15 protein-coding genes and 1 pseudogene are annotated in these 18,337 nt (G+C 71.4%); 12 read left to right on the top strand and 4 right to left on the bottom strand.

All coding sequences use genetic code 11. The features are described 5' to 3' along the window. The 9 genes from uvrC to ACFO60_RS18645 all read left to right on the top strand — a co-directional run bounded on the left by uvrC (position 1) and on the right by ACFO60_RS18645 (position 9,188). On the top strand, positions 1 to 1,893 hold the full coding sequence (gene uvrC, locus ACFO60_RS18685) for an excinuclease ABC subunit UvrC (RefSeq protein ID WP_380841736.1): 1,893 nt from the start codon (positions 1 to 3) through the stop codon (positions 1,891 to 1,893). Further along, positions 1,890 to 2,831 carry an RNase adapter RapZ gene (gene rapZ, locus ACFO60_RS18680; RefSeq protein ID WP_380841686.1) on the top strand — a complete coding sequence of 314 codons (942 nt, stop codon included), beginning with the start codon at positions 1,890 to 1,892 and terminating at the stop codon, positions 2,829 to 2,831. The genes uvrC and rapZ overlap by 4 nt, the downstream gene beginning before the upstream one ends. Before the next feature lie 137 nt (positions 2,832 to 2,968). Then, positions 2,969 to 3,886, top strand: coding sequence for a gluconeogenesis factor YvcK family protein (locus ACFO60_RS18675; protein ID WP_380841735.1), 918 nt, complete (start codon positions 2,969 to 2,971; stop codon positions 3,884 to 3,886). 138 nt (positions 3,887 to 4,024) lie between these two features. Next, positions 4,025 to 5,005 (top strand): DNA-binding protein WhiA, encoded by a 981-nt coding sequence (whiA, locus tag ACFO60_RS18670; protein ID WP_380841685.1) that lies wholly within the window; start codon positions 4,025 to 4,027, stop codon positions 5,003 to 5,005. Between the two features lie 415 nt (positions 5,006 to 5,420). After that, complete coding sequence (gene gap / locus ACFO60_RS18665; RefSeq protein WP_380841684.1) at positions 5,421 to 6,425, top strand: type I glyceraldehyde-3-phosphate dehydrogenase; 1,005 nt, start codon at positions 5,421 to 5,423, stop codon at positions 6,423 to 6,425. Continuing rightward, on the top strand, positions 6,425 to 7,612 hold the full coding sequence (locus ACFO60_RS18660; RefSeq protein ID WP_380841683.1) for a phosphoglycerate kinase: 1,188 nt from the start codon (positions 6,425 to 6,427) through the stop codon (positions 7,610 to 7,612). The genes gap and ACFO60_RS18660 overlap by 1 nt, the downstream gene beginning before the upstream one ends. Before the next feature lie 7 nt (positions 7,613 to 7,619). Then, the gene (gene tpiA, locus ACFO60_RS18655; protein ID WP_380841682.1) at positions 7,620 to 8,405 is read left to right on the top strand and encodes a triose-phosphate isomerase; all 786 of its coding nucleotides are present in this window, start codon (positions 7,620 to 7,622) and stop codon (positions 8,403 to 8,405) included. A gap of 130 nt (positions 8,406 to 8,535) precedes the next feature. Continuing rightward, a complete protein-coding gene (gene secG, locus ACFO60_RS18650; RefSeq protein WP_380841681.1) occupies positions 8,536 to 8,769 on the top strand; it encodes a preprotein translocase subunit SecG in 234 nt (77 codons plus the stop codon). Between the two features lie 74 nt (positions 8,770 to 8,843). Beyond that, positions 8,844 to 9,188, top strand: coding sequence for an RNA polymerase-binding protein RbpA (locus ACFO60_RS18645; protein WP_189163482.1), 345 nt, complete (start codon positions 8,844 to 8,846; stop codon positions 9,186 to 9,188). A gap of 85 nt (positions 9,189 to 9,273) precedes the next feature. On the opposite strand, the gene ACFO60_RS18640 is transcribed toward ACFO60_RS18645, so the two are convergent. Beyond that, the gene (locus ACFO60_RS18640) at positions 9,274 to 10,899 is read right to left on the bottom strand and encodes an amidohydrolase (protein ID WP_380841680.1); all 1,626 of its coding nucleotides are present in this window, start codon (positions 10,897 to 10,899) and stop codon (positions 9,274 to 9,276) included. Between the two features lie 188 nt (positions 10,900 to 11,087). Here ACFO60_RS18640 and ACFO60_RS18635 point away from each other — a divergent pair, with 188 nt between their 5' ends. Continuing rightward, entirely contained in the window at positions 11,088 to 12,122 is a 1,035-nt protein-coding gene (locus ACFO60_RS18635) for a GNAT family N-acetyltransferase (RefSeq protein ID WP_380841679.1), read from the top strand. 279 nt (positions 12,123 to 12,401) lie between these two features. Here the strand turns inward: ACFO60_RS18635 and ACFO60_RS18630 are convergent. Beyond that, positions 12,402 to 12,821, bottom strand: a pseudogene (locus ACFO60_RS18630) (Clp protease N-terminal domain-containing protein); the annotation flags it as partial. A 206-nt stretch (positions 12,822 to 13,027) separates the two neighbouring features. On the opposite strand from ACFO60_RS18630, the gene ACFO60_RS18625 reads away from it, so the two are divergent. Further along, on the top strand, positions 13,028 to 15,283 hold the full coding sequence (locus ACFO60_RS18625) for a molybdopterin-dependent oxidoreductase (protein WP_380841677.1): 2,256 nt from the start codon (positions 13,028 to 13,030) through the stop codon (positions 15,281 to 15,283). Positions 15,284 to 15,393: 110 nt separating this feature from the next. On the opposite strand, the gene ACFO60_RS18620 is transcribed toward ACFO60_RS18625, so the two are convergent. Beyond that, on the bottom strand, positions 15,394 to 16,341 hold the full coding sequence (locus ACFO60_RS18620; RefSeq protein WP_380841676.1) for an SDR family NAD(P)-dependent oxidoreductase: 948 nt from the start codon (positions 16,339 to 16,341) through the stop codon (positions 15,394 to 15,396). A 167-nt stretch (positions 16,342 to 16,508) separates the two neighbouring features. On the opposite strand from ACFO60_RS18620, the gene ACFO60_RS18615 reads away from it, so the two are divergent. Then, positions 16,509 to 17,108, top strand: coding sequence for a TetR/AcrR family transcriptional regulator (locus ACFO60_RS18615; protein WP_380841674.1), 600 nt, complete (start codon positions 16,509 to 16,511; stop codon positions 17,106 to 17,108). A 472-nt stretch (positions 17,109 to 17,580) separates the two neighbouring features. On the opposite strand, the gene ACFO60_RS18610 is transcribed toward ACFO60_RS18615, so the two are convergent. After that, positions 17,581 to 17,709, bottom strand: coding sequence for a hypothetical protein (locus ACFO60_RS18610; protein WP_380841673.1), 129 nt, complete (start codon positions 17,707 to 17,709; stop codon positions 17,581 to 17,583). Between the last annotated feature and the right edge of the window lie 628 nt (positions 17,710 to 18,337).

The raw sequence follows: 18,337 nt of genomic DNA, 5'->3' as shown, positions 1-18,337 counted from the left end.
CTGAGTTTCCGTCCCGAGCCGGGGGCGATCCCTGAGTCACCAGGGGTGTATCGCTTCAGGGACGCCCAGAGCAGGGTGATCTACGTCGGCAAGGCCAAGAGCCTCCGGCAGCGGCTCAACTCCTACTTCGCCGACTTCGCGGGGCTCCATCCGCGCACGCAGACCATGCTCACCACGGCCGCGAGCGTCGACTGGACCGTCGTCGGCACCGAGGTCGAGGCGCTCCAGCTCGAATACTCCTGGATCAAAGAGTTCGACCCCCGGTTCAACGTCAAGTACCGCGACGACAAGTCCTACCCGTTCCTCGCCGTGACCATGGGCGAGGACTTCCCCCGGGTGCAGGTGCTGCGCGGCGCCAAGCGCAAGGGCACCCGGTACTTCGGTCCCTACTCCCACGCATGGGCCATCAGAGAGACCGTCGACCTGCTGCTGCGCGTGTTCCCCGTGCGCACCTGCTCGGCGGGGGTGTTCAAGCGGGCCGGGCAGATCGGCCGGCCCTGCCTGCTCGGCTACATCGACAAGTGCTCGGCTCCGTGCGTCGGCAACGTCACCCCCGACCAGCATCGCGAGCTGGCCGAGGATTTCTGCGACTTCATGGCCGGCAACACCGGCCGGTTCATCAAGCGGCTCGAGCGGGCCATGCGCGAGGCCGCCGCCGCCGAGGAGTACGAGAGGGCGGCCCGCCTCCGCGACGACGTCCAGGCCCTGCAGCGGGCCCTGGAGAAGCAGGCCGTGGTGCTCGGCGAGAGCATCGACTGCGACGTGATCGCCATGTCCGAGGATCCGCTGGAGGCCGCGCTCCAGGTGTTCTACGTCCGCGCCGGCCGCATCCGCGGCCAGCGGGGCTGGGTCGTCGACAAGGTGGAGGAGTCCTCGACGGGTGAGCTGGTCGAGCACTTCCTGCTCCAGATGTACGGCGAGGCCGCGCCTGAGGCGATCCCGCGCGAGGTGCTGGTGCCGGCCCTGCCGCCGGAGGCCGAGGCGGTCGCCGAGCTGCTCACCGAGCAGCGCGGCGCCAGGGTCGAGGTGCGCGTGCCGCAGCGCGGCGACAAGAGGGCCCTCATGGAGACCGTCGAGCGCAACGCCAAAGAGTCGCTCGCCCAGCACAAGCTGCGCAGGGCCAGCGACCTGACCACGCGCAGCCGCGCGCTTCAAGAGATCGCCGACGCGCTCGACCTCGACCAGGCCCCGCTGCGCATCGAGTGCTACGACGTCTCCCACCTGCAAGGTGACGACGTCGTGGCCTCGATGGTCGTCTTCGAGGACGGTTTGGCCCGCAAGAGCGAGTACCGCCGGTTCGCCATCCGCGGCACGGCGGGGCAGGGCGACGTCGCCTCCATCTACGAGGTGATCCACCGCCGCTTCAAGCGGCATGTGGAAGAACGCGCCGAGAGCGGCGAGCTCGACCCCGAGCCGATCGACCCCGAGACCGGCAGGCCGCGCAGGTTCGCCTACCCGCCCAACCTGGTGGTGGTCGACGGCGGCCCCGCCCAGGTGGCCGCGGCCCGGCGGGCGCTGGACGAGCTGGGCGTCGACGACGTGTCGGTGAGCGGGCTGGCCAAGCGGCTGGAGGAGGTCTGGCTCCCCGGCGACGACCAGCCGGTGATCCTTCCCAGAACCAGCGAGGGCCTTTATCTCCTCCAAAGGGTGCGTGACGAGGCACACCGCTTCGCCATCACCTACCATCGGTCGAAACGTTCGAAGTCTGTCAAGGAAAGCGTTCTGGACGAGATTCGTGGGCTCGGTTCAGCGCGCAAGCAGGCTTTGCTGAAGCGCTTCGGCTCCGTCAAACGGTTGCAGGGGGCGACCATCGACGAGATCCGCGAGGTTCCCGGCATCGGTCTTTCGACCGCCGAGGCGATCGTTGCGGCGCTGAAGGGGGAGAGCACATGACCGAGCAGACCGGCGGCGGCGAGCGCGACACCTCGCGTTCGCCGCGGAGAGAGGCCCGAGGCCGCGGCGGCGCGGTGGGCGACACCGCGTTCGTCATCGTCACCGGCATGTCCGGAGCGGGGCGCAGCACGGCGGCCAAGGCTCTGGAGGATCTCGGCTGGTTCGTGATCGACAACCTGCCGCCGGGCATGCTCTTCGCCATGGCGGAGGAGGCCGGGCGGGTCAAGCTGGACACCGACAAGGTCGCCGCCGTCGTCGATGTGCGCAGCCTGGCGTTCACCACCGATCTGAACACCGCCATCGAAGAGCTCGAGGCACGCGGTGTCGGGGTCCGCGTGGTGTTCCTGGAGGCCAGCGACGAAGAGCTCGTCCGCCGCTTCGAGAACGTCCGCCGCCCGCATCCGCTGCAGGGCGAGGGGCGGCTGGTCGACGGCATCGCCCGCGAGCGGGGCATTCTGCGCGAGGTGCGTGCCAACGCCGACCTGGTCATCGACACCTCCTCGCACAACGTGCACGAGCTGCGCGGCAAGATCGCCTCGTTCTTCGGCGGCGAAGACCGCCCGGGCCTGCGCGTCAACGTGGTCTCCTTCGGGTTCAAGTACGGCCTGCCGGTGGACGCCGACCTGGTCGTCGACTGCAGGTTCCTCCCCAACCCCCACTGGGTGCCCGAGCTGCGCCCGATGAGCGGCCTGGACACCCCGGTGCGCGAGTACGTCCTCAGCCAGCCGGGCGCCAAGGAGTTCCTGGACGCCTACGAGGAGGTCCTCGGCGTCGTGGCCGCCGGCTACGTCCGCGAGGGCAAGGGGTACGCCACCCTGGCGGTCGGCTGCACCGGTGGCAAGCACCGCAGCGTGGCCATGTCCGAGCAGATCGGCGCCCGGCTGCGCGATCGGGGCATGGAGGTTCAGGTCAGTCACCGGGATGTGGGCCGCGAGTGAGCGTAGAAGACGGGGATTCCGCGGGCGGCGCCCGCTCCGAGACCCCGGCGGGCCGTCCGGCGGCCCGCGGCACCGAAGAAGGCGATCGTCCCGGCCCTGCCGGGGCCGGCCACGAGGGGGGAGGGACGCCGGCGCGCGTGGTGGCCCTGGGCGGCGGGCACGGCCTGTACGCGTCCCTGTCGGCTCTGCGCAGGGTGACCGGCGAGCTGACGGCCGTGGTGACCGTGGCCGACGACGGTGGCTCCAGCGGCCGTCTCAGGCGTGAGCTGGGCGTGCTGCCGCCCGGCGACCTGCGCATGGCCCTGGCGGCCCTGTGCGGCGACGACGACTGGGGCGAGACCTGGAGCAAGGTCGTCCAGCACCGCTTCCGCAGCGAGGGCGAGTTACACGGTCACGCCGTCGGAAACCTCCTGATCGTGGCGTTGTGGGAGCTGCTCGGCGACCCCGTCGCAGGGCTCGACTGGGTGGGCCGGCTGCTCGGCGCGCACGGGCGGGTGCTGCCGATGGCCTCGGTCCCCCTCGACATCGAGGCCGAGGTCGAGCTCGACGGCATGGTGACCGTGGTGCGGGGCCAGGTGGCCTGCGCGCTCACGCCGGGCAGCGTCCAGGCCATCTCCCTGGTGCCCGCCGACCCTCCGGCCTGCCCTGAGGCGGTCGAGGCGGTGCGCGAGGCCGACTGGGTGGTGTTCGGCCCCGGGTCGTGGTTCACCAGCGTGCTGCCGCACCTGAAGGTGCCCCAGCTCGCCGCGGCCCTGCACGACACCCGCGCCAGGCGGCTGGTCGCACTCAACCTGGCTCCGCAGCCAGGGGAGACCGACGGGTTCTCCGCCGAGAAGCACCTGCACGTCCTGCGCGAGCACGCGCCCGGTCTCACGGTCGACGTGGTGCTCGCCGACCACCAGGTGGTGGGCGAGCGCGACGAGCTCGAGAAGGCCGCCGACGCGCTCGGCGGGCGCCTGGTGCTCGCCGACGTGGCCGCCGCGGACGGCTCGCCCAGGCATGATGCACGACGACTTGCCTCGGTCCTGGACGAGATTTTCCGTGGGAAGCGTTGATCCTGGTCAGCGCGCCCACGGGGTGCGAGAGACTTGCCGGGGGCCGATGGAGCCGCGCCGGGCGCGGGAGACGTCCGCGTGGCGCGACGAGGCCGGCTCGACCGTGAGAGGCGTCTGTATGGGGGAGGACACAGGCACATGGCCATGACGGGTGTGGTGAAGGACGAGCTGAGCCGGCTCTCGGTGCTGAAGCCTTGCTGCCGCAAGGCCGAGGTGTCGACGTTGCTGCGGTTCGCGAGCGGGCTGCACCTTGTGGGCGGCCGCATCGTGATCGAGGCGGAGCTGGACACCAACGTCACCGCCCGGCGCCTGATCAGGGACATCGGCGAGGTGTTCGGGCACAAGGCCGAGGTGCTGGTCCTGGCGCCCGCGGGCCTGCGCAAGGGGTCGAGGTACGTCGTGCGGGTGTACCGCGACGGCGAGGCGCTCGCCCGCCAGACCGGGCTCATCGACAACCACGGGCGCCCGGTGCGGGGGCTGCCGCGGCAGGTCGTCTCCGGCGCCACCTGCGACGCCGAGGCGGCCTGGCGGGGCGCGTTCCTCGCCCACGGCTCGCTGACCGAGCCGGGCCGCTCGATGTCGCTGGAGGTCACCTGCCCCGGTCCGGAGGCGGCGCTGGCCCTGGTGGGCTCCGCCCGGCGGCTCAAGATCCACGCCAAGGCGCGGGAGGTGCGCGGGGTCGACCGCGTCGTGGTCAGGGACGGCGACGCGATCAGCGCCCTGCTGACCCGGCTGGGCGCCCACGACAGCGTCCTGGCGTGGGAGGAGCGCCGCATGCGCCGCGAGGTGCGCGCCACCGCTCACCGCCTGGCCAACTTCGACGACGCCAACCTGCGCCGCTCGGCGCGGGCCGCGGTGGCCGCCGGGGCCAGGGTCCAGCGGGCGCTCGAGATCCTGGGCGAGGAGGCCCCCGAGCACCTGGTCGTCGCCGGACGCCTGCGCGTCGAGCACAAGCAGGCGTCGCTCGAGGAGCTCGGCCAGATCGCCGACCCCCCGCTGACCAAGGACGCCATCGCCGGCCGCATCAGGCGGCTGCTCGCGATGGCCGACAAGCGCGCCTCCGACCTCGGCATCGCCAGCACCGACGCCAATCTCACCGCCGAGATGCTCGCGCCCTAGTGCGCCCCTTCGCGAACGCCCGCCGGCCGGGCGGGCCCGGCCGCACCGGCGGGGCGCGTGGCGTCCGACGATGACCAAGGCTTGCGGACGGGATGGGCCTGATCGAGGGCGGGAGGCCTCTCCCGCGCGAGACGGGCCGGCGCGACGGCCCTGCGGGCCGTCGAGAACGGGCCCCCTCCCGGGCGGGAGGGCCGGCCCGGCGGGGCACGTGGCCGCCCGTCATCGGTGGAAGAAGGCGGTCGCGATGGCGTGGAGTGGCCCTGAGCTGCGGGGTTTCCCGGGGCGCGTGACGGCGGCCGCAAAGGGGACGGCCACGTGGTCTACACCAATTGCAACCCGGTAGGGTTGTCTGAGGTTTCAGCCCGCCACGACGCCGGCACGAGCCGGCGCACGACGTTCGAGGAGATCAGGTTCCGTGAGCATCCGCGTAGGCATCAACGGCTTCGGCCGTATCGGCCGCAACTTCTGGCGAGCCGTGGCGGCCGGCGGGAAGGACATCGAGATTGTCGCCGTCAACGACCTGACCGACAATGCCACCCTCGCCCACCTGCTCAAGTACGACAGCATCCTGGGCCGGTTGCCGTACGAGGTGAAGAGCACGGCCGACGAGATCATCGTTGACGGCAAGTCCATCAAGGTCTTCGCCGAGCGCGACCCCGCCAAGCTGCCCTGGGGCGACCTGGGCGTGGACGTCGTCGTCGAGTCCACCGGCCTGTTCACCGACGCCGCCAAGGCCAAGGTGCACGCCGACAACGGCGCCAAGAAGGTCATCATCTCCGCCCCGGCCAAGGGCGAGGACATCACCATCGTCATGGGCGTCAACCACGAGCAGTACGACCCGGCGGCGCACACGATCATCTCCAACGCCTCCTGCACGACCAACTGCCTGGCCCCCATGGCCAAGGTCATCAACGACACCTTCGGCATCGAGAAGGGTCTGATGACCACGATCCATGCCTACACCCAGGACCAGAACCTCCAGGACGGCCCGCACAAGGACCTGCGCCGCGCCCGCGCCGCCGCCCTGAACATCGTGCCGACCTCCACCGGCGCCGCCAAGGCCATCGGCCTGGTGCTGCCCGAGCTGAAGGGCAGGCTCGACGGCTTCGCGCTGCGCGTGCCGATCCCCACCGGCTCGGCCACCGACCTGACCGTCGACCTCAAGCGCGAGACCACGGCCGAAGAGATCAACGCCGCCATCAAGGCGGCCGCCGAGGGCCCGCTGCGCGGCATCCTCAGCTACACCGAGGACGACATCGTCTCCTCCGACATCGTCACCGACCCCGCCTCCTGCATCTTCGACTCCGGCCTGACCAAGGTCATCGGCAACCAGGCCAAGGTCGTCGGCTGGTACGACAACGAGTGGGGCTACTCCAACCGCCTCGGCGACCTCATCGAGCTGGTTGGTTCGCAGTTCTGATGCAGACCATCGATTCCCTCGACGTGAAGGGCCGGCGCGTTCTGGTGCGCGCCGACCTGAACGTCCCCCTCGACGGGGACGTCATCACCGACGACGGGCGCATCCGCGCCTCGGTGCCCACGATCGCCGCGCTCGCCGAGCGCGGCGCGCGGGTGGTCGTCTGCGCCCACCTGGGCCGGCCCAAGGGCAAGGTGGCGCCGCAGTTCTCGCTGACCCCCGTGGCCGCGCGGCTCGGTGAGCTGCTCGGCCACCCGGTGGCCTTCGCCTCCGACGTCGTGGGCGACTCCGCGCGCACCACCGTCGACGGCCTGGCCGACGGCGAGGTGGCCCTGCTGGAGAACCTCCGCTTCGAGCCGGGCGAGGAGTCCAAGGACGACGAGGTGCGCGGCGCCTTCGCCGACAGGCTCGCCGCCCTGGCCGAGCTGTACGTCGGCGACGGTTTCGGCGCGGTGCACCGCAAGCACGCCAGCGTGTACGACGTGCCCAAGCGTCTCCCGCACGCCGCCGGCGGTCTGGTCGTGGCCGAGGTCGAGGTGCTCAAGAAGCTCACCGAGCAGCCCGCCCGGCCGTACGTCGTCGTGCTCGGCGGCGCCAAGGTCTCCGACAAGCTCGGCGTGATCGCCAACCTGCTCGGCAAGGTCGACCGGCTCGTCGTCGGCGGTGGCATGGCCTACACCTTCCTCAAGGCCCAGGGCCACGAGGTCGGCAACTCGCTGCTGCAGGAAGACCAGCTCGACCAGGTGCGCGGCTTCATCGCCGAGGCCGACAAGCGCGGCGTGGAGCTCGTGCTGCCGGTCGACGTCCTGGCCGCGACGACCTTCGCCGAGGACGCGCCGTTCGAGGTGGTCGAGGCCACCGCGATCCCCGCCGACCGCGAGGGCCTGGACATCGGCCCGAAGACCCGCGAGCTGTTCGCCGGCAAGCTGGCCGACGCCGCGACCGTCTTCTGGAACGGCCCGATGGGCGTGTTCGAGTTCGACGCGTTCTCGGGCGGCACCCGTGCCGTGGCCGAGGCGCTGATCGCCTCCGGCGCCTTCACCGTGGTCGGCGGCGGCGACTCGGCGGCCGCCGTGCGCAAGCTCGGCCTCCCCGAGGACGGCTTCTCCCACATCTCGACCGGCGGAGGGGCGAGCCTCGAATATCTCGAGGGCAAGACCCTGCCCGGCCTCGCCGCGCTGGAGGACTGAGCACCCCATGAGCACAGCCCGCAAGCCGCTCTTCGCCGGCAACTGGAAGATGAACCTCAACCACCTCGAGGCCATCGCTCTCGTCCAGAAGCTGGCGTTCACGCTGACCGACAAGGACTTCGACCGTGCCGAGGTCGCGGTGCTGCCGCCGTTCACCGACCTGCGCAGTGTGCAGACCCTGGTGGACGGCGACAAGCTCCGCATCGTGTACGGTGCGCAGGACCTGTCGACGCACGACGCCGGCGCCTACACCGGTGAGATCTCCGGCGCCATGCTCGCCAAGCTGGGCTGCACGTACGTGCTGGCCGGCCACTCCGAGCGGCGGCAGTACCACGGCGAGGACGACCAGCTCGTCAACGCCAAGGTGCAGGCGGCCTACCGGCACTCCCTCACGCCGATCCTGTGCGTGGGCGAGGGCCTCCCGATCCGCCAGGCGGGCGGCCACGTCGCCTACACCGTGTCGCAGCTGGACGCGGCGCTGAACGGCGTGAAGCACGACCAGGCCAAGTCGATCGTCGTCGCCTACGAACCCGTCTGGGCGATCGGCACCGGCGAGGTCGCCACGCCCGAGGACGCGCAGGAGGTCTGCGGCGCCATCCGGGTGCGACTCGCCGAGCTGTACGACGAGGATGTGGCCACGGCCGTCCGTATCCTTTACGGTGGGTCGGTCAAGGGCGGCAACACCGCCGGCATCATGGCACAGCCCGATATCGACGGGGCTCTGGTCGGTGGTGCGTCCCTCGACCCGGCCGACTTCGTTAAGATTAGTCGTTTCGGCGAAATGTCGGGCTAGGTGAGCTGTTCGGGAGGTACAAGTTGATTTTACGACGTACCCTCGAAGAGACACTTCGAATCGTCACCCCGGCGGTCGCCGGGCAGGTCAGGTCGCGCTTCGGCGCGCATAACAGGGAAACAGGTCAACGGTGATTATCGGCATCTCCATCGCCCTCATCCTGTCGAGCGCACTCATGGTGCTGCTCGTGCTGCTCCACAAGGGCAAGGGTGGCGGCCTTTCGGATCTCTTCGGTGGCGGCTTGCAATCGTCCTTCGGCGGATCCTCGGTGGTGGAGCGGAACCTCGACCGACTCACGATCATCACCGGCTCGGTCTGGTTCGTCTGCATCATCGCGCTCGGGCTGCTGCTCCGGCCGGCGTAGACGCCCGTCCCTGAAGCCTGACAGAGATTCTTTTCCCCGCCGCGCGGTGGGGCGATCAAGCGAGGAGTTCATCCGTGGGTAGTGGCAACGCCATCCGTGGTAGTCGTGTCGGCGCCGGTCCGATGGGAGAGGCCGAGCGTGGCGAGGCGGCCCCTCGCGTCCGGGTCTCGTTCTGGTGCGCCAACATGCACGAGACGCGTCCGAGTTTCGCCAGCGACGCGGCCGTCCCGGAGTACTGGGACTGCCCCCGGTGCGGTCTTCCCGCCGGTCAGGACGAGTCGGCCCCGCCCGCGCCGCCGCGCAACGAGCCGTACAAGACCCACCTGGCGTACGTGAAGGAGCGGCGCAGCGACACCGACGGCGCGGCGATCCTCGCCGAGGCCCTCGAGCGGCTCCGCAACAACCGTTCGCCCTGGTAGGTCCACGGCCACAGCGTCATCGACGCGAGAAGGCCCCCGCGGTGATCCGCGGGGGCCTTCTCCTACCCTGTCGCTCTGCCGCCGGTCAGCCCCGGTGTTCGTACACCAGGTCGCCGGCGGCGAAGGTCATGGCGACCCGCGTGGTCCAGATCTCCTCGGCGGGCAGCGCGTACGGGTCGCGGTCGAGCACGACCAGGTCGGCGCGGTTGCCGGTGGCGATGACGCCGGCCTCGTCGTCGTGGTTGATCCACGCCGACCCGGCGGTGTAGGCGGCCATGACCGTGGCCAGATCGAGGCTCTGGTGCGGCAGGAACGGCGTCTGCGCCGTCGGATAGCCGGCGTGCACCGAACCGCCCGGCTCGGTGCGGTTGACGGCGACGTGCATCCCCTGCAGGGGGTCGGCCGAGGAGACCGGCCAGTCGCTGCCCGCGCAGAGCCGGGCCCCGGTGCGCACCAGGTCGGCGAACGGGTACTGCCAGGAGGAGCGTCGCTCGCCCAGGTAGGGGATGCACAGCTCGTCCATCTGCAGGTGGTGGGTGGCCCACAGCGGCTGCAGGTTGGCGGCGACGCCGAGGCGGGCGAAGCGCGGCACGTCCGAGGGCTCGACGATCTGCAGGTGGGCGATGTGGTGCCGGTTGCGCGGCGAGGTGCCTTCGAGCGCGTCCAGCGACTCGCGCACGGCCCGCTCGCCGATGGCGTGGAAGTGCACCTGGAAGCCGCGGCGGTCGAGTTCGGCGACGTGGCCCTTCAGCAACTCGGGGTCGACGTAGGACAGGCCGCGCTGGTCGGGGCCGCAGTTGCAGTAGGGCTCGATGACCGCGGCGGTGAAGTTCTCGGCGATGCCGTCCTGCATGATCTTCACCGAGCCCGCGGAGAACAGGCCGCCTGCCTGCGCCCGGCGCTCGGCCATCTCGTCGATCTGCTCGGCGCCGCGCGCCCTGTCCCACCAGAGCGCCCCGACCACCCGTGCTCTCAGGCGCCCCGAGGCGGCCGCGGACAGGTAGGCGGGGAAGTTGTCGTCGGAACCGGCGTAGGAGCCGACGATGGCGTCCTGCCAGCCGGTGATGCCCAGCGAGAACAGGTGGGACTGGGCGTCCATCAGCGCGTCGTCGAGGTCGGCGGCGGTCGGCCGGGGCGTGAGCAGGCCGGCCAGGTCCATGGCGCCCTCGTGCAGGACGCCGCTCGGGGTGCCGTCCGGGTCGCGTTCGATGCGGCCGTCGGGGGGGTCGGGCGTCTCGGCGGTGACCCCGGCGAGCTCCAGCGCCCTGGTGTTCACCCAGGCCGCGTGGTGGTCGCGCTGGATGAGGTAGACGGGGCGGTCGACGAAGTCGATCTGGGTGCGGTGCGGGAGCCCGCCGGGGAAGGCTGCCATGTCCCAGCCTCCGCCGTCGATCCACGCCTTTCCGGGATGCTTCCCGGCGTAGACGGCGATCTTCTGCACGTACGCCGCCAGGCCGAACACCTCTGACAGGTCGCACTTGGCGCGCTCGAGACCGGCCTGGATCGGGTGGACGTGGGCGTCGGTGAACGCGGGGGTCAGCAGGCGCCCGGCCAGGTCCACCGTCTCGTGGCCGGGGCGCGCCCGGGCGGCGACGTCGGATTCGGCGCCGAGGGCCGCGATGCGCCCGTCGCGTACGAGCACCGCCTGTGAGACGGGCGGGCGCGCGGCGCCGGTGAACACGCGGCCGCCGCGGAAGAGCAGATCGGTCATCGGGCACGATGCTATATCCGCCGCGCTCGCGCGGCACACCAGGGGAAACCGGCCGCCATAGGTGACGCGGCACGCGAAATCAGTGATCTGGCAGCAAACCTGATGAATGGAAACCCCAGGCTCACGTCTATGTAGCAGTTCCGTAACAGCTCGGCGGCATGCTGCTGTTCGGACGACAGGGAGTTTTGATGGGATTTCTGCGGATCCGCACCACGGTGGACGAACGACCGGGCCGTCTCGCCTCACTCGCCGCCGCGCTGGCGGCCAAGGGCGGCAACATCCTCGGGCTGAGTGTTCAACCCGACACCGACGGCACCGTGGACGAGTTCGTCGCCGACATCCCCGCCTCGGCGGAGAGCGTGCGCGAGGCCCTGGAGGCGGCGGGCGGCCGGCGCGTCCAGGTCGTCCCCGCCACCGCCCACGAGTTGACCGACGAGCCCACTCGCGCCCTGCTGCTCGCCGCCCGCCTGCGGGCCATGCCGTGGCGGCTGCCGGAGGTGCTGTGCGAACTGCTGCGCGCGGACGACGCGCGCTGGGTCTACGGCGTGGACCTGTCCTCCGACCTGCCCGATCCCACCCTCCTCACCGTTCCCGTGGCGCCGCGCCGCGCCGTCCGGCTGCGCCGCACCGGGCTGCCGTTCACGCTGACCGAGGCCGCCCGGGCGGCGGCGCTGGTGCGGCTCGCGCAGCCGCCGGCGGAGGCACCCGCCGCGGAGCGGCCCGTGCTGCTGGACGACGGCGTCGAGGTGCAGGTGCGCGCGCTGACCCTGCTCTACCGCGAGGCCGTGCGCGACCTGCACGACCGCTGCTCCCCGGACTCGCGCAGGTTCCGTTACTTCACCTCCATGCCGGCCCTGCCCCCGCGCATGTTCGACCGGCTCTGCGACCGCGACCGCGGCCACTCGCTCGTCGCGGGATACGACGGCCAGGTCGTGGCGCTCGCCAACCTGATCTTCACTCCGGATCCGGGCATCGCCGAGATGGCGTTCCTGGTCGAGGACCGCTGGCAGGGACGGGGACTCGGCGGCGCGCTGGCGCGGATGCTGCTGCAGGAGGCACGCGATCTCGGCTTCGCCGAGGTGAAGGCCGGTCTGCTGTCGGACAACATGCGCATGCGCCGCCTGCTGCTCTCCCTCGGCGCCACGCTCGCCTACACCGACGACCCGGGCGTGCTGGAGGCGAGGATCGCCACCGGCGCCCTGGTGCCCGCGCCGCGCGGCTGAGCACCGGCCGGCCGCCGTGCTCCGGGAGCGCTCGGGGATCGCGGATCACGACGGCCGGCCCGCACTCCCTTACTCCGCGCCGCCATGCCTGCCGGCGTCTTCGGCTTTCTCCCCGGCGGCGGCCGGGGGGACGCCCATGGCGTCCAGCCGCCTCTCTATGCGGTCCAGGCTCTCCTGCATCCGTTCCAGACGCGCCATGAACGACATCTGGGGCGGCAGCGGGATCGGGTCCTCGGCGGGCGGGCCGAGGGGCCGGCTCACCCTGCGGGTCGTCGCTCCTTCGATGAGCCGTCCGCGCATCAGCGTCAGGTCGATCTCGTGCGACTCCAGCACCTTGACGCCGACGCCCCGCCGCTCCTGGATGAGTCCCAGGAGGATGTGCTCGGTGCTGATGTAGTTGTGGTGGAGTTGCAGCGCCTCGCGCAGGGACAGTTCGAGCACCTTCTTCGCCCTGGGGGTGAACGGGATGTGCATCCCGGGGGAACTGTCGCCGCGCCCGACCATCTCCTCGACGTCGGCCCTGGCGCCGTCCAGGCTGATGCCCGACCTGGCGAGCATGGTGGCGGCCAGTCCCCTGCCCTCGCCCAGCAGGCCGAGCAGCAGGTGCTCGGTGCCGATGTGGCCGTGGTCGAGGCGCCTCGCCTCCTCCTGGGCGGCGACCACGGCTCGTCGGGCCGAATCGGTGAAGCGCTCGAACACAGGGAGCCTCCGCATGCGTCGGTGAAGTCGGCCTTTACGTTCTCGCGGAGCCGACTGGGTGCGGCTTCTTCCACTATGCGGCAATTACCCCCTGGGTGAGGGTGCATCCGTCCGAGGGCGCTTCCAATCCGCACGGCGACAAGACGGATGTTCTGGTCTAGGCTGAGTCTGCATATCGAACTCAACCCTGGCCTGGAGGAGGCGACGTGGACACCGAATGGCGGCCTTCGGCGTGCGTGCTCTGCGCGTCCAACTGCGGCATCGAGATCAAGCTCGACGGCCGTCGCTTCGAGCGGATCCGCGGAGACAAGGCCCACCCGTCCTCCCAGGGATACGCCTGCGAGAAGCCGCTGCGCCTCGACCACTACCAGAACGGCGTGGACCGGCTGACCCACCCGCTGCGGCGGCGGCCCGACGGCACGTTCGAGCGCGTCGACTGGGACACCGCCATCGCCGAGATCGCCGCGCGGTTCTCCGCGGTCCGCGACGCCCACGGCGGCGAGTCGATCTTCTACTACGGCGGCGGAGGGCAGGGCAACCACCTCGGCGGTTCCTATTCCGGCGCCTTCATGCGCGCGCTCGGCGCCAGATACCGCTCCAACGCCCTCGCCCAGGAGAAGACCGGCCTGTTCTGGGTGTCGGACCGCATGCTGGGCAACATGGCCACCGGAGACTTCGAGCACTGCGAGGTCGCACTGTTCGTCGGGAAGAATCCGTGGCAGTCCCACGGTCTGCCGCGCGCCCGGCCCACGCTGCGTGAGATCGCCCGAGACCCGGCCCGGTGCATGATCGTCATCGATCCCCGGCGCACCGAGACCGCCGAACTGGCCGACATCCACCTGCGGGTGCGCCCCGGCGCCGACGCCTGGCTGCTCGCCGCCATGGCCGCGGTGCTCGTCCAGGAGGACCTCATCGCCCACGAGTGGCTGGCCGCCCACGCGGTCGGCCTGGAGGAGGTCCGCGAGGCCCTGCGGCCGGTGCCGGTCGCGGCGTACTGCGAGACCGCGGGCGTGCCGGAGGAACTGGTGCGGACGGCGGCGCGCCGCGTCGCCGCCGCCTCGAGCGTGGCCGTGTTCGAGGACCTCGGCGTCCAGATGACGCTGCACTCCACGCTCAACAGCTATCTGGACAACCTGCTGTGGCTGCTGACCGGGAACTTCGGGCGGCCGGGCACCAACAATCCGCCGATCCTGTTCGCGCCGTTCGTCACCTTCAGCCACCACGGGCCCAAACGCGACCGGGTCAGCCCGGTGGCCGGAGCGCGCATCATCTCGGGCCTGGTCCCCTCCAACGTGGTCGCCGAGGAGATCCTCACCGACCATCCGCGCCGCTACCGCGCCATGCTCGTCGAGACGGCCAACCCCGCGCACTCGGTCGCCGACTCCAAGCGGATGCGCGCGGCGATGGAGGCGCTCGACCTGCTCGTGGTGATCGACATCGCGATGACCGAGACGGCACGGCTGGCCGACTACGTGCTGCCCGCGCCCTCCCAGTTCGAGAAGTGGGAGGCCACCTTCTTCAACCTGGAGGCCCCGGCCAACCACTTCCACCTGCGCCGCCCGGTGCTCGACCCGCCGGAGGGCGCCGACCTGCTGCCCGAGCCCGAGATCCACGCCCGGTTGTGCGAGGCCGTCGGCGCCCTCCCCGCCGACCGCGTCCGGCCTCTGCGCGAGGCGGCCGAGCGGGGCCGCGCGGCCTTCGCCGAGGCGTTCATGGCCGCCATGGCCGACCCGCGGCTGGCCAGGGTGGCACCCGCGCTGCTCTATCGCACCCTCGGCCCGACCCTGCCCGGCGGCGCCGCGGCCGCCGCCTCGCTGTGGGCGCAGGCCGTCCGGGTCGCGATGGCCCACCCGGACGCGGTCCGGCGGGCCGGCATCGACGGCGAGGGCGTCGAACTGGGCGACCGGCTGTTCGACGCGATCCTCGACAGCCCTTCGGGCCTGGTGTTCACCGTCGACGAGCCCTCGGACGGCTGGGATCGGCTCGGCACCCCCGACAAGAAGATCCATCTAGCGCTGCCCGACCTGCTGGAAGAACTCGCCGGCCTCGGGGCCGGCCCGGACGAGCACCCGGAGTACCCCTTCGTCCTGTCGGCGGGGGAGCGGCGCGCCTTCACCGCCAACACGATCTTCCGTGACCCCTCCTGGCGCAGGCGCGACGTGGACGGCATGCTGCGGATCAGCCCCAAGGACGCCGCCGAACTCGGCCTGTCCGGCGGATCCCGGGCGCGGGTGACGACCAGACGCGGCTCGGTCGAGGCGACCGTCGAGATCACCGACACCCTCCAGGCGGGGCACATCTCGCTGCCCAACGGTCTCGGCCTGTCCTATCCGGGCGAGGCGGGCGAGGTCACCACGGGCGCCCCGCCGAACGAGCTGACCGCCTCGGAAGACCGCGACCCCTACGCCGGCACCCCCTGGCACAAACACGTCCCCGCCCGCGTCGAAGCCCTCCCGGCCTAGCGCCGCGCCCAGCCGAGCGTCGCCGTGGCCCGGGCGTGAGCCTGCCCGACGAGGTCGCCGAGCATGGGAGGAGTACAGGCGCGGGCCGTCGGGGGCGGGTCCGGGGACGGCTATGCGGGGGTGAGCATCTCGACGGAGATCCGCCACAGCCGGGCGGCCTTCTCGGGGTCCAGCGCGTGGGCGGCGACGCCGCGGCGGACGCCCGGCCGGTACGGCCCGGCCTCCTGGCAGTCCTCGAAGTAGCGGCCGGTGACCCCTTCGACCAGCGGCGAGGCGGCGAGCAGCACCGAGGTCGCCGCGCCCTGCTCGACGTCCTTCCACGACACGTTCGTGCTGCCCGGCTCGAACGAGGCGGGGGCGTCGGCGATGCCGCCCATGTGGCGGCCGAGGTTCGTGGCGGTGATACGGCCCGGGTTCAGCGCGTTCACCGCGATGCGGTCGGCGGCCCAGCGCCTGGCGGCCTCGACGGCGAACAGCACATTGGCGATCTTGGACTGGCTGTAGGCGGCCCAGGGGTCGTAAGGGTGGCGCTCGAAGTTGACGTCGTCGAAGAGCACCCCGCCGTTGACGTGCCCGACCGAGCTCACCACGACCACACGCGCGCCGCCGGCGGCCGCGAGCGCGTCGCGCAGGCCGGTGGTCAGGGCGAGGTGGCCGAGGTGGTTGACGGCGAACTGCAGTTCCCAGCCCTGCGGAGTGCGCGTCTCGGGCGTGGCCATGATGCCGGCGTTGTCGACCAGGATGTGCAGCGGCCCCTCCCAGCCGGCCACGAAGGCCCTGACCGAATCCTGGTCGGCGAGGTCGAGCGGGGCGACCAGGACGTTCTTGTTCCCGGTGGTGGCGATGAGGTCCTCGGCGGTGCGCCGGCCGGCCCCGGCGTCGCGCACGGCCAGGGTCACCTCCGCGCCCGCGGAGGCCAGGGCGCGGGCGGTCTCGACGCCGATGCCGGAGGAGGCGCCGGTGACGACGGCACGCCTGCCGCCGAGGTCGATGCCCGCGACGACCTCGGCGGCGGTGGATCGCGCGCCGAACGGCGTGGTGATGCGCTGAGTGCTCAAGGCGGTGACTCTTTCGGGAATGGACGGTCGCTGGGTGCGTGGCGGACGCGCATGGCGGACATGGCCCTAGACTCCTATGCGGAGCAGGGTCCGCTTAGTTCGACTGTAAGCGGACGCGGCTCCATATAGCAACTCATGCCGGCCATCCGCACGGGCAAGGAGAGAACGTGCCGACCGAGCGAGCCCGACCGCTGCGCGCCGACGCGCGGCACAACCGCGACCGCCTGCTCGACGCCGCCGCGGAGGCCTTCGCCGGCGAAGGAGCCGACGCGTCGCTCAAGGGCATCGCCAAGGCCGCCGGGGTCGGCATCGGGACCTTGTACCGCCGCTTCCCCACCCGCGAGGACCTCATCGAGGCGACCTACCGAAACCAGACGGCGAAGCTCTGCGCGGCGGCGCACGATCTTTTGGAGACATCGGCCGCCGCGCAGGCGCTTCGTGCCTGGATGGACCTGTTCGTCGACTACATGGCGACCAAGCACGGCATGGCGGAGGCCCTGCACGCGGTCCTCGTCCGGGACGGCGAACTGCGCATGCGAACCCGCGATCTGCTCACCGACGCACTGGCGACCCTCCTGGCGGCGGGCGTGGCGGACGGCACGATCCGCTCGGACGTGGAGCCGGACGTCGTCCTCATGAGCCTGGGCGGTACGACGCTCATCGCGGGAACCCCTGAGCAGAGCGATCTCACGGCCGGCCTCCTCGACCTGCTCATCGACGGGTTGACCCCCCGCGCCACCCCGGCGTCCATCCCGCCCGCCTCCTGACGGCCTCGCCCCCGCCGGTCGGGCGGTCGGGCGGGTGCCGATGGTCGGGCGCGGGGACGATTCGCTCGGCAGGCTCGCCGGTCGGTGGTCTCGGGTCGTGGTCGGGGATGCCCGGTCGCCAAGGTCTCGTGGACGGCGTCTGGGCATGAGGGGACGCGATGGGGGTGGTTCGCGGAGGTTCTGGCGGGCCGCGGGCGGGGTGTGCGGCGGCGGGCCGGGGAGGGATCGGTGGGTGCGTCGGCCGGTGCTGCTCACGATGGTCGCCGTCTCAGATTCCGGCGTTCGGTTATTCGTGGCTTCGACGCTGATGTTGCCGTTGAGCGGATTGTTCGATTCGATCCGGGGTGCTGGGTTCGGCGGGCGGGCGGTGTCGTTTTCGTGATGTGCGGTGGTGGTGCCGTGTTTCGCGGGTCAGGTGGCGGGAAGGTTTCTCCTTTCTCTGGTCGTTGGGTTTGTGTCGCTGTTCTGTGTTTTAGTCCCAGGTGGTTCCGGCGGCGCGGGAGTAGCCGTCCCAGGTGGTTCCGGCGGTGCGGGTGAAGGAGTCCCAGGTGGTGCCGGCGGAACGGGCGGTGATGGCGGCGGAGTAAGCGTTGGCGGTCATTTTGTTTCTCTTTTCTTGAGGGCTTGTTGTTTCGTCCTTGTGAGAACAACTCTCCGGCATTGCAAGCCTTTGGAACAGAGAATTCGGCGGCAGCAAGCTGCATGCCCTTGACCGCTTCCTGCCATCAGGAGGGTGGCGTTGGCGCCCGACGGGTCACCGTTCGAGTCGTCGCAGGTCACCGGCGTTTCCGCCGGGCTGTGTGAGCGCCCTGCGGGCGTGCTGCGGGTGGGTTCTCGGGGGTGTGGCGCAGTGCGGACAGCGCGACTTGGTGTGCCGGGTGTCCGGGTTTTCGCGCCGGGTCGTGGGCCGTCGCCTGTGAGGGCCCGCCTGTCGTTCGCGTTCTGGGACGCGTGGCGGTCGCGGCGGTGGCGGATGAGCGTTGGCGTGGGTGGATGGGGCCTGGTGGGTTGGTCGCGTCCAGGTGGTGGAGTGGTGGGTGGCCGGATCGTGGCAAGGAGGTGCCCTGGTGTGAGGGTGTCCGGGAGGGCTGGGTGCCGGGGTGCGGCGGGACCGGGGGAGCGGTGGTTCGCTCGCGTCGCCGGGGCGCCGGTTCGGCAGTGGCCGGTCGGGCGTTGATCGTCCCTGTTTCACGGGTGCCGGGCCGGGGGCGTGCTGTTTCCGCTGTCGT

This window comes from Sphaerisporangium dianthi (assembly GCF_042654065.1).
GTDB classification, from domain to species: Bacteria; Actinomycetota; Actinomycetes; order Streptosporangiales; family Streptosporangiaceae; genus Sphaerisporangium; species Sphaerisporangium dianthi.
Note: the sequence above shows the minus strand (reverse complement) of the source record. Positions and strands in the feature narration are given on the sequence as shown.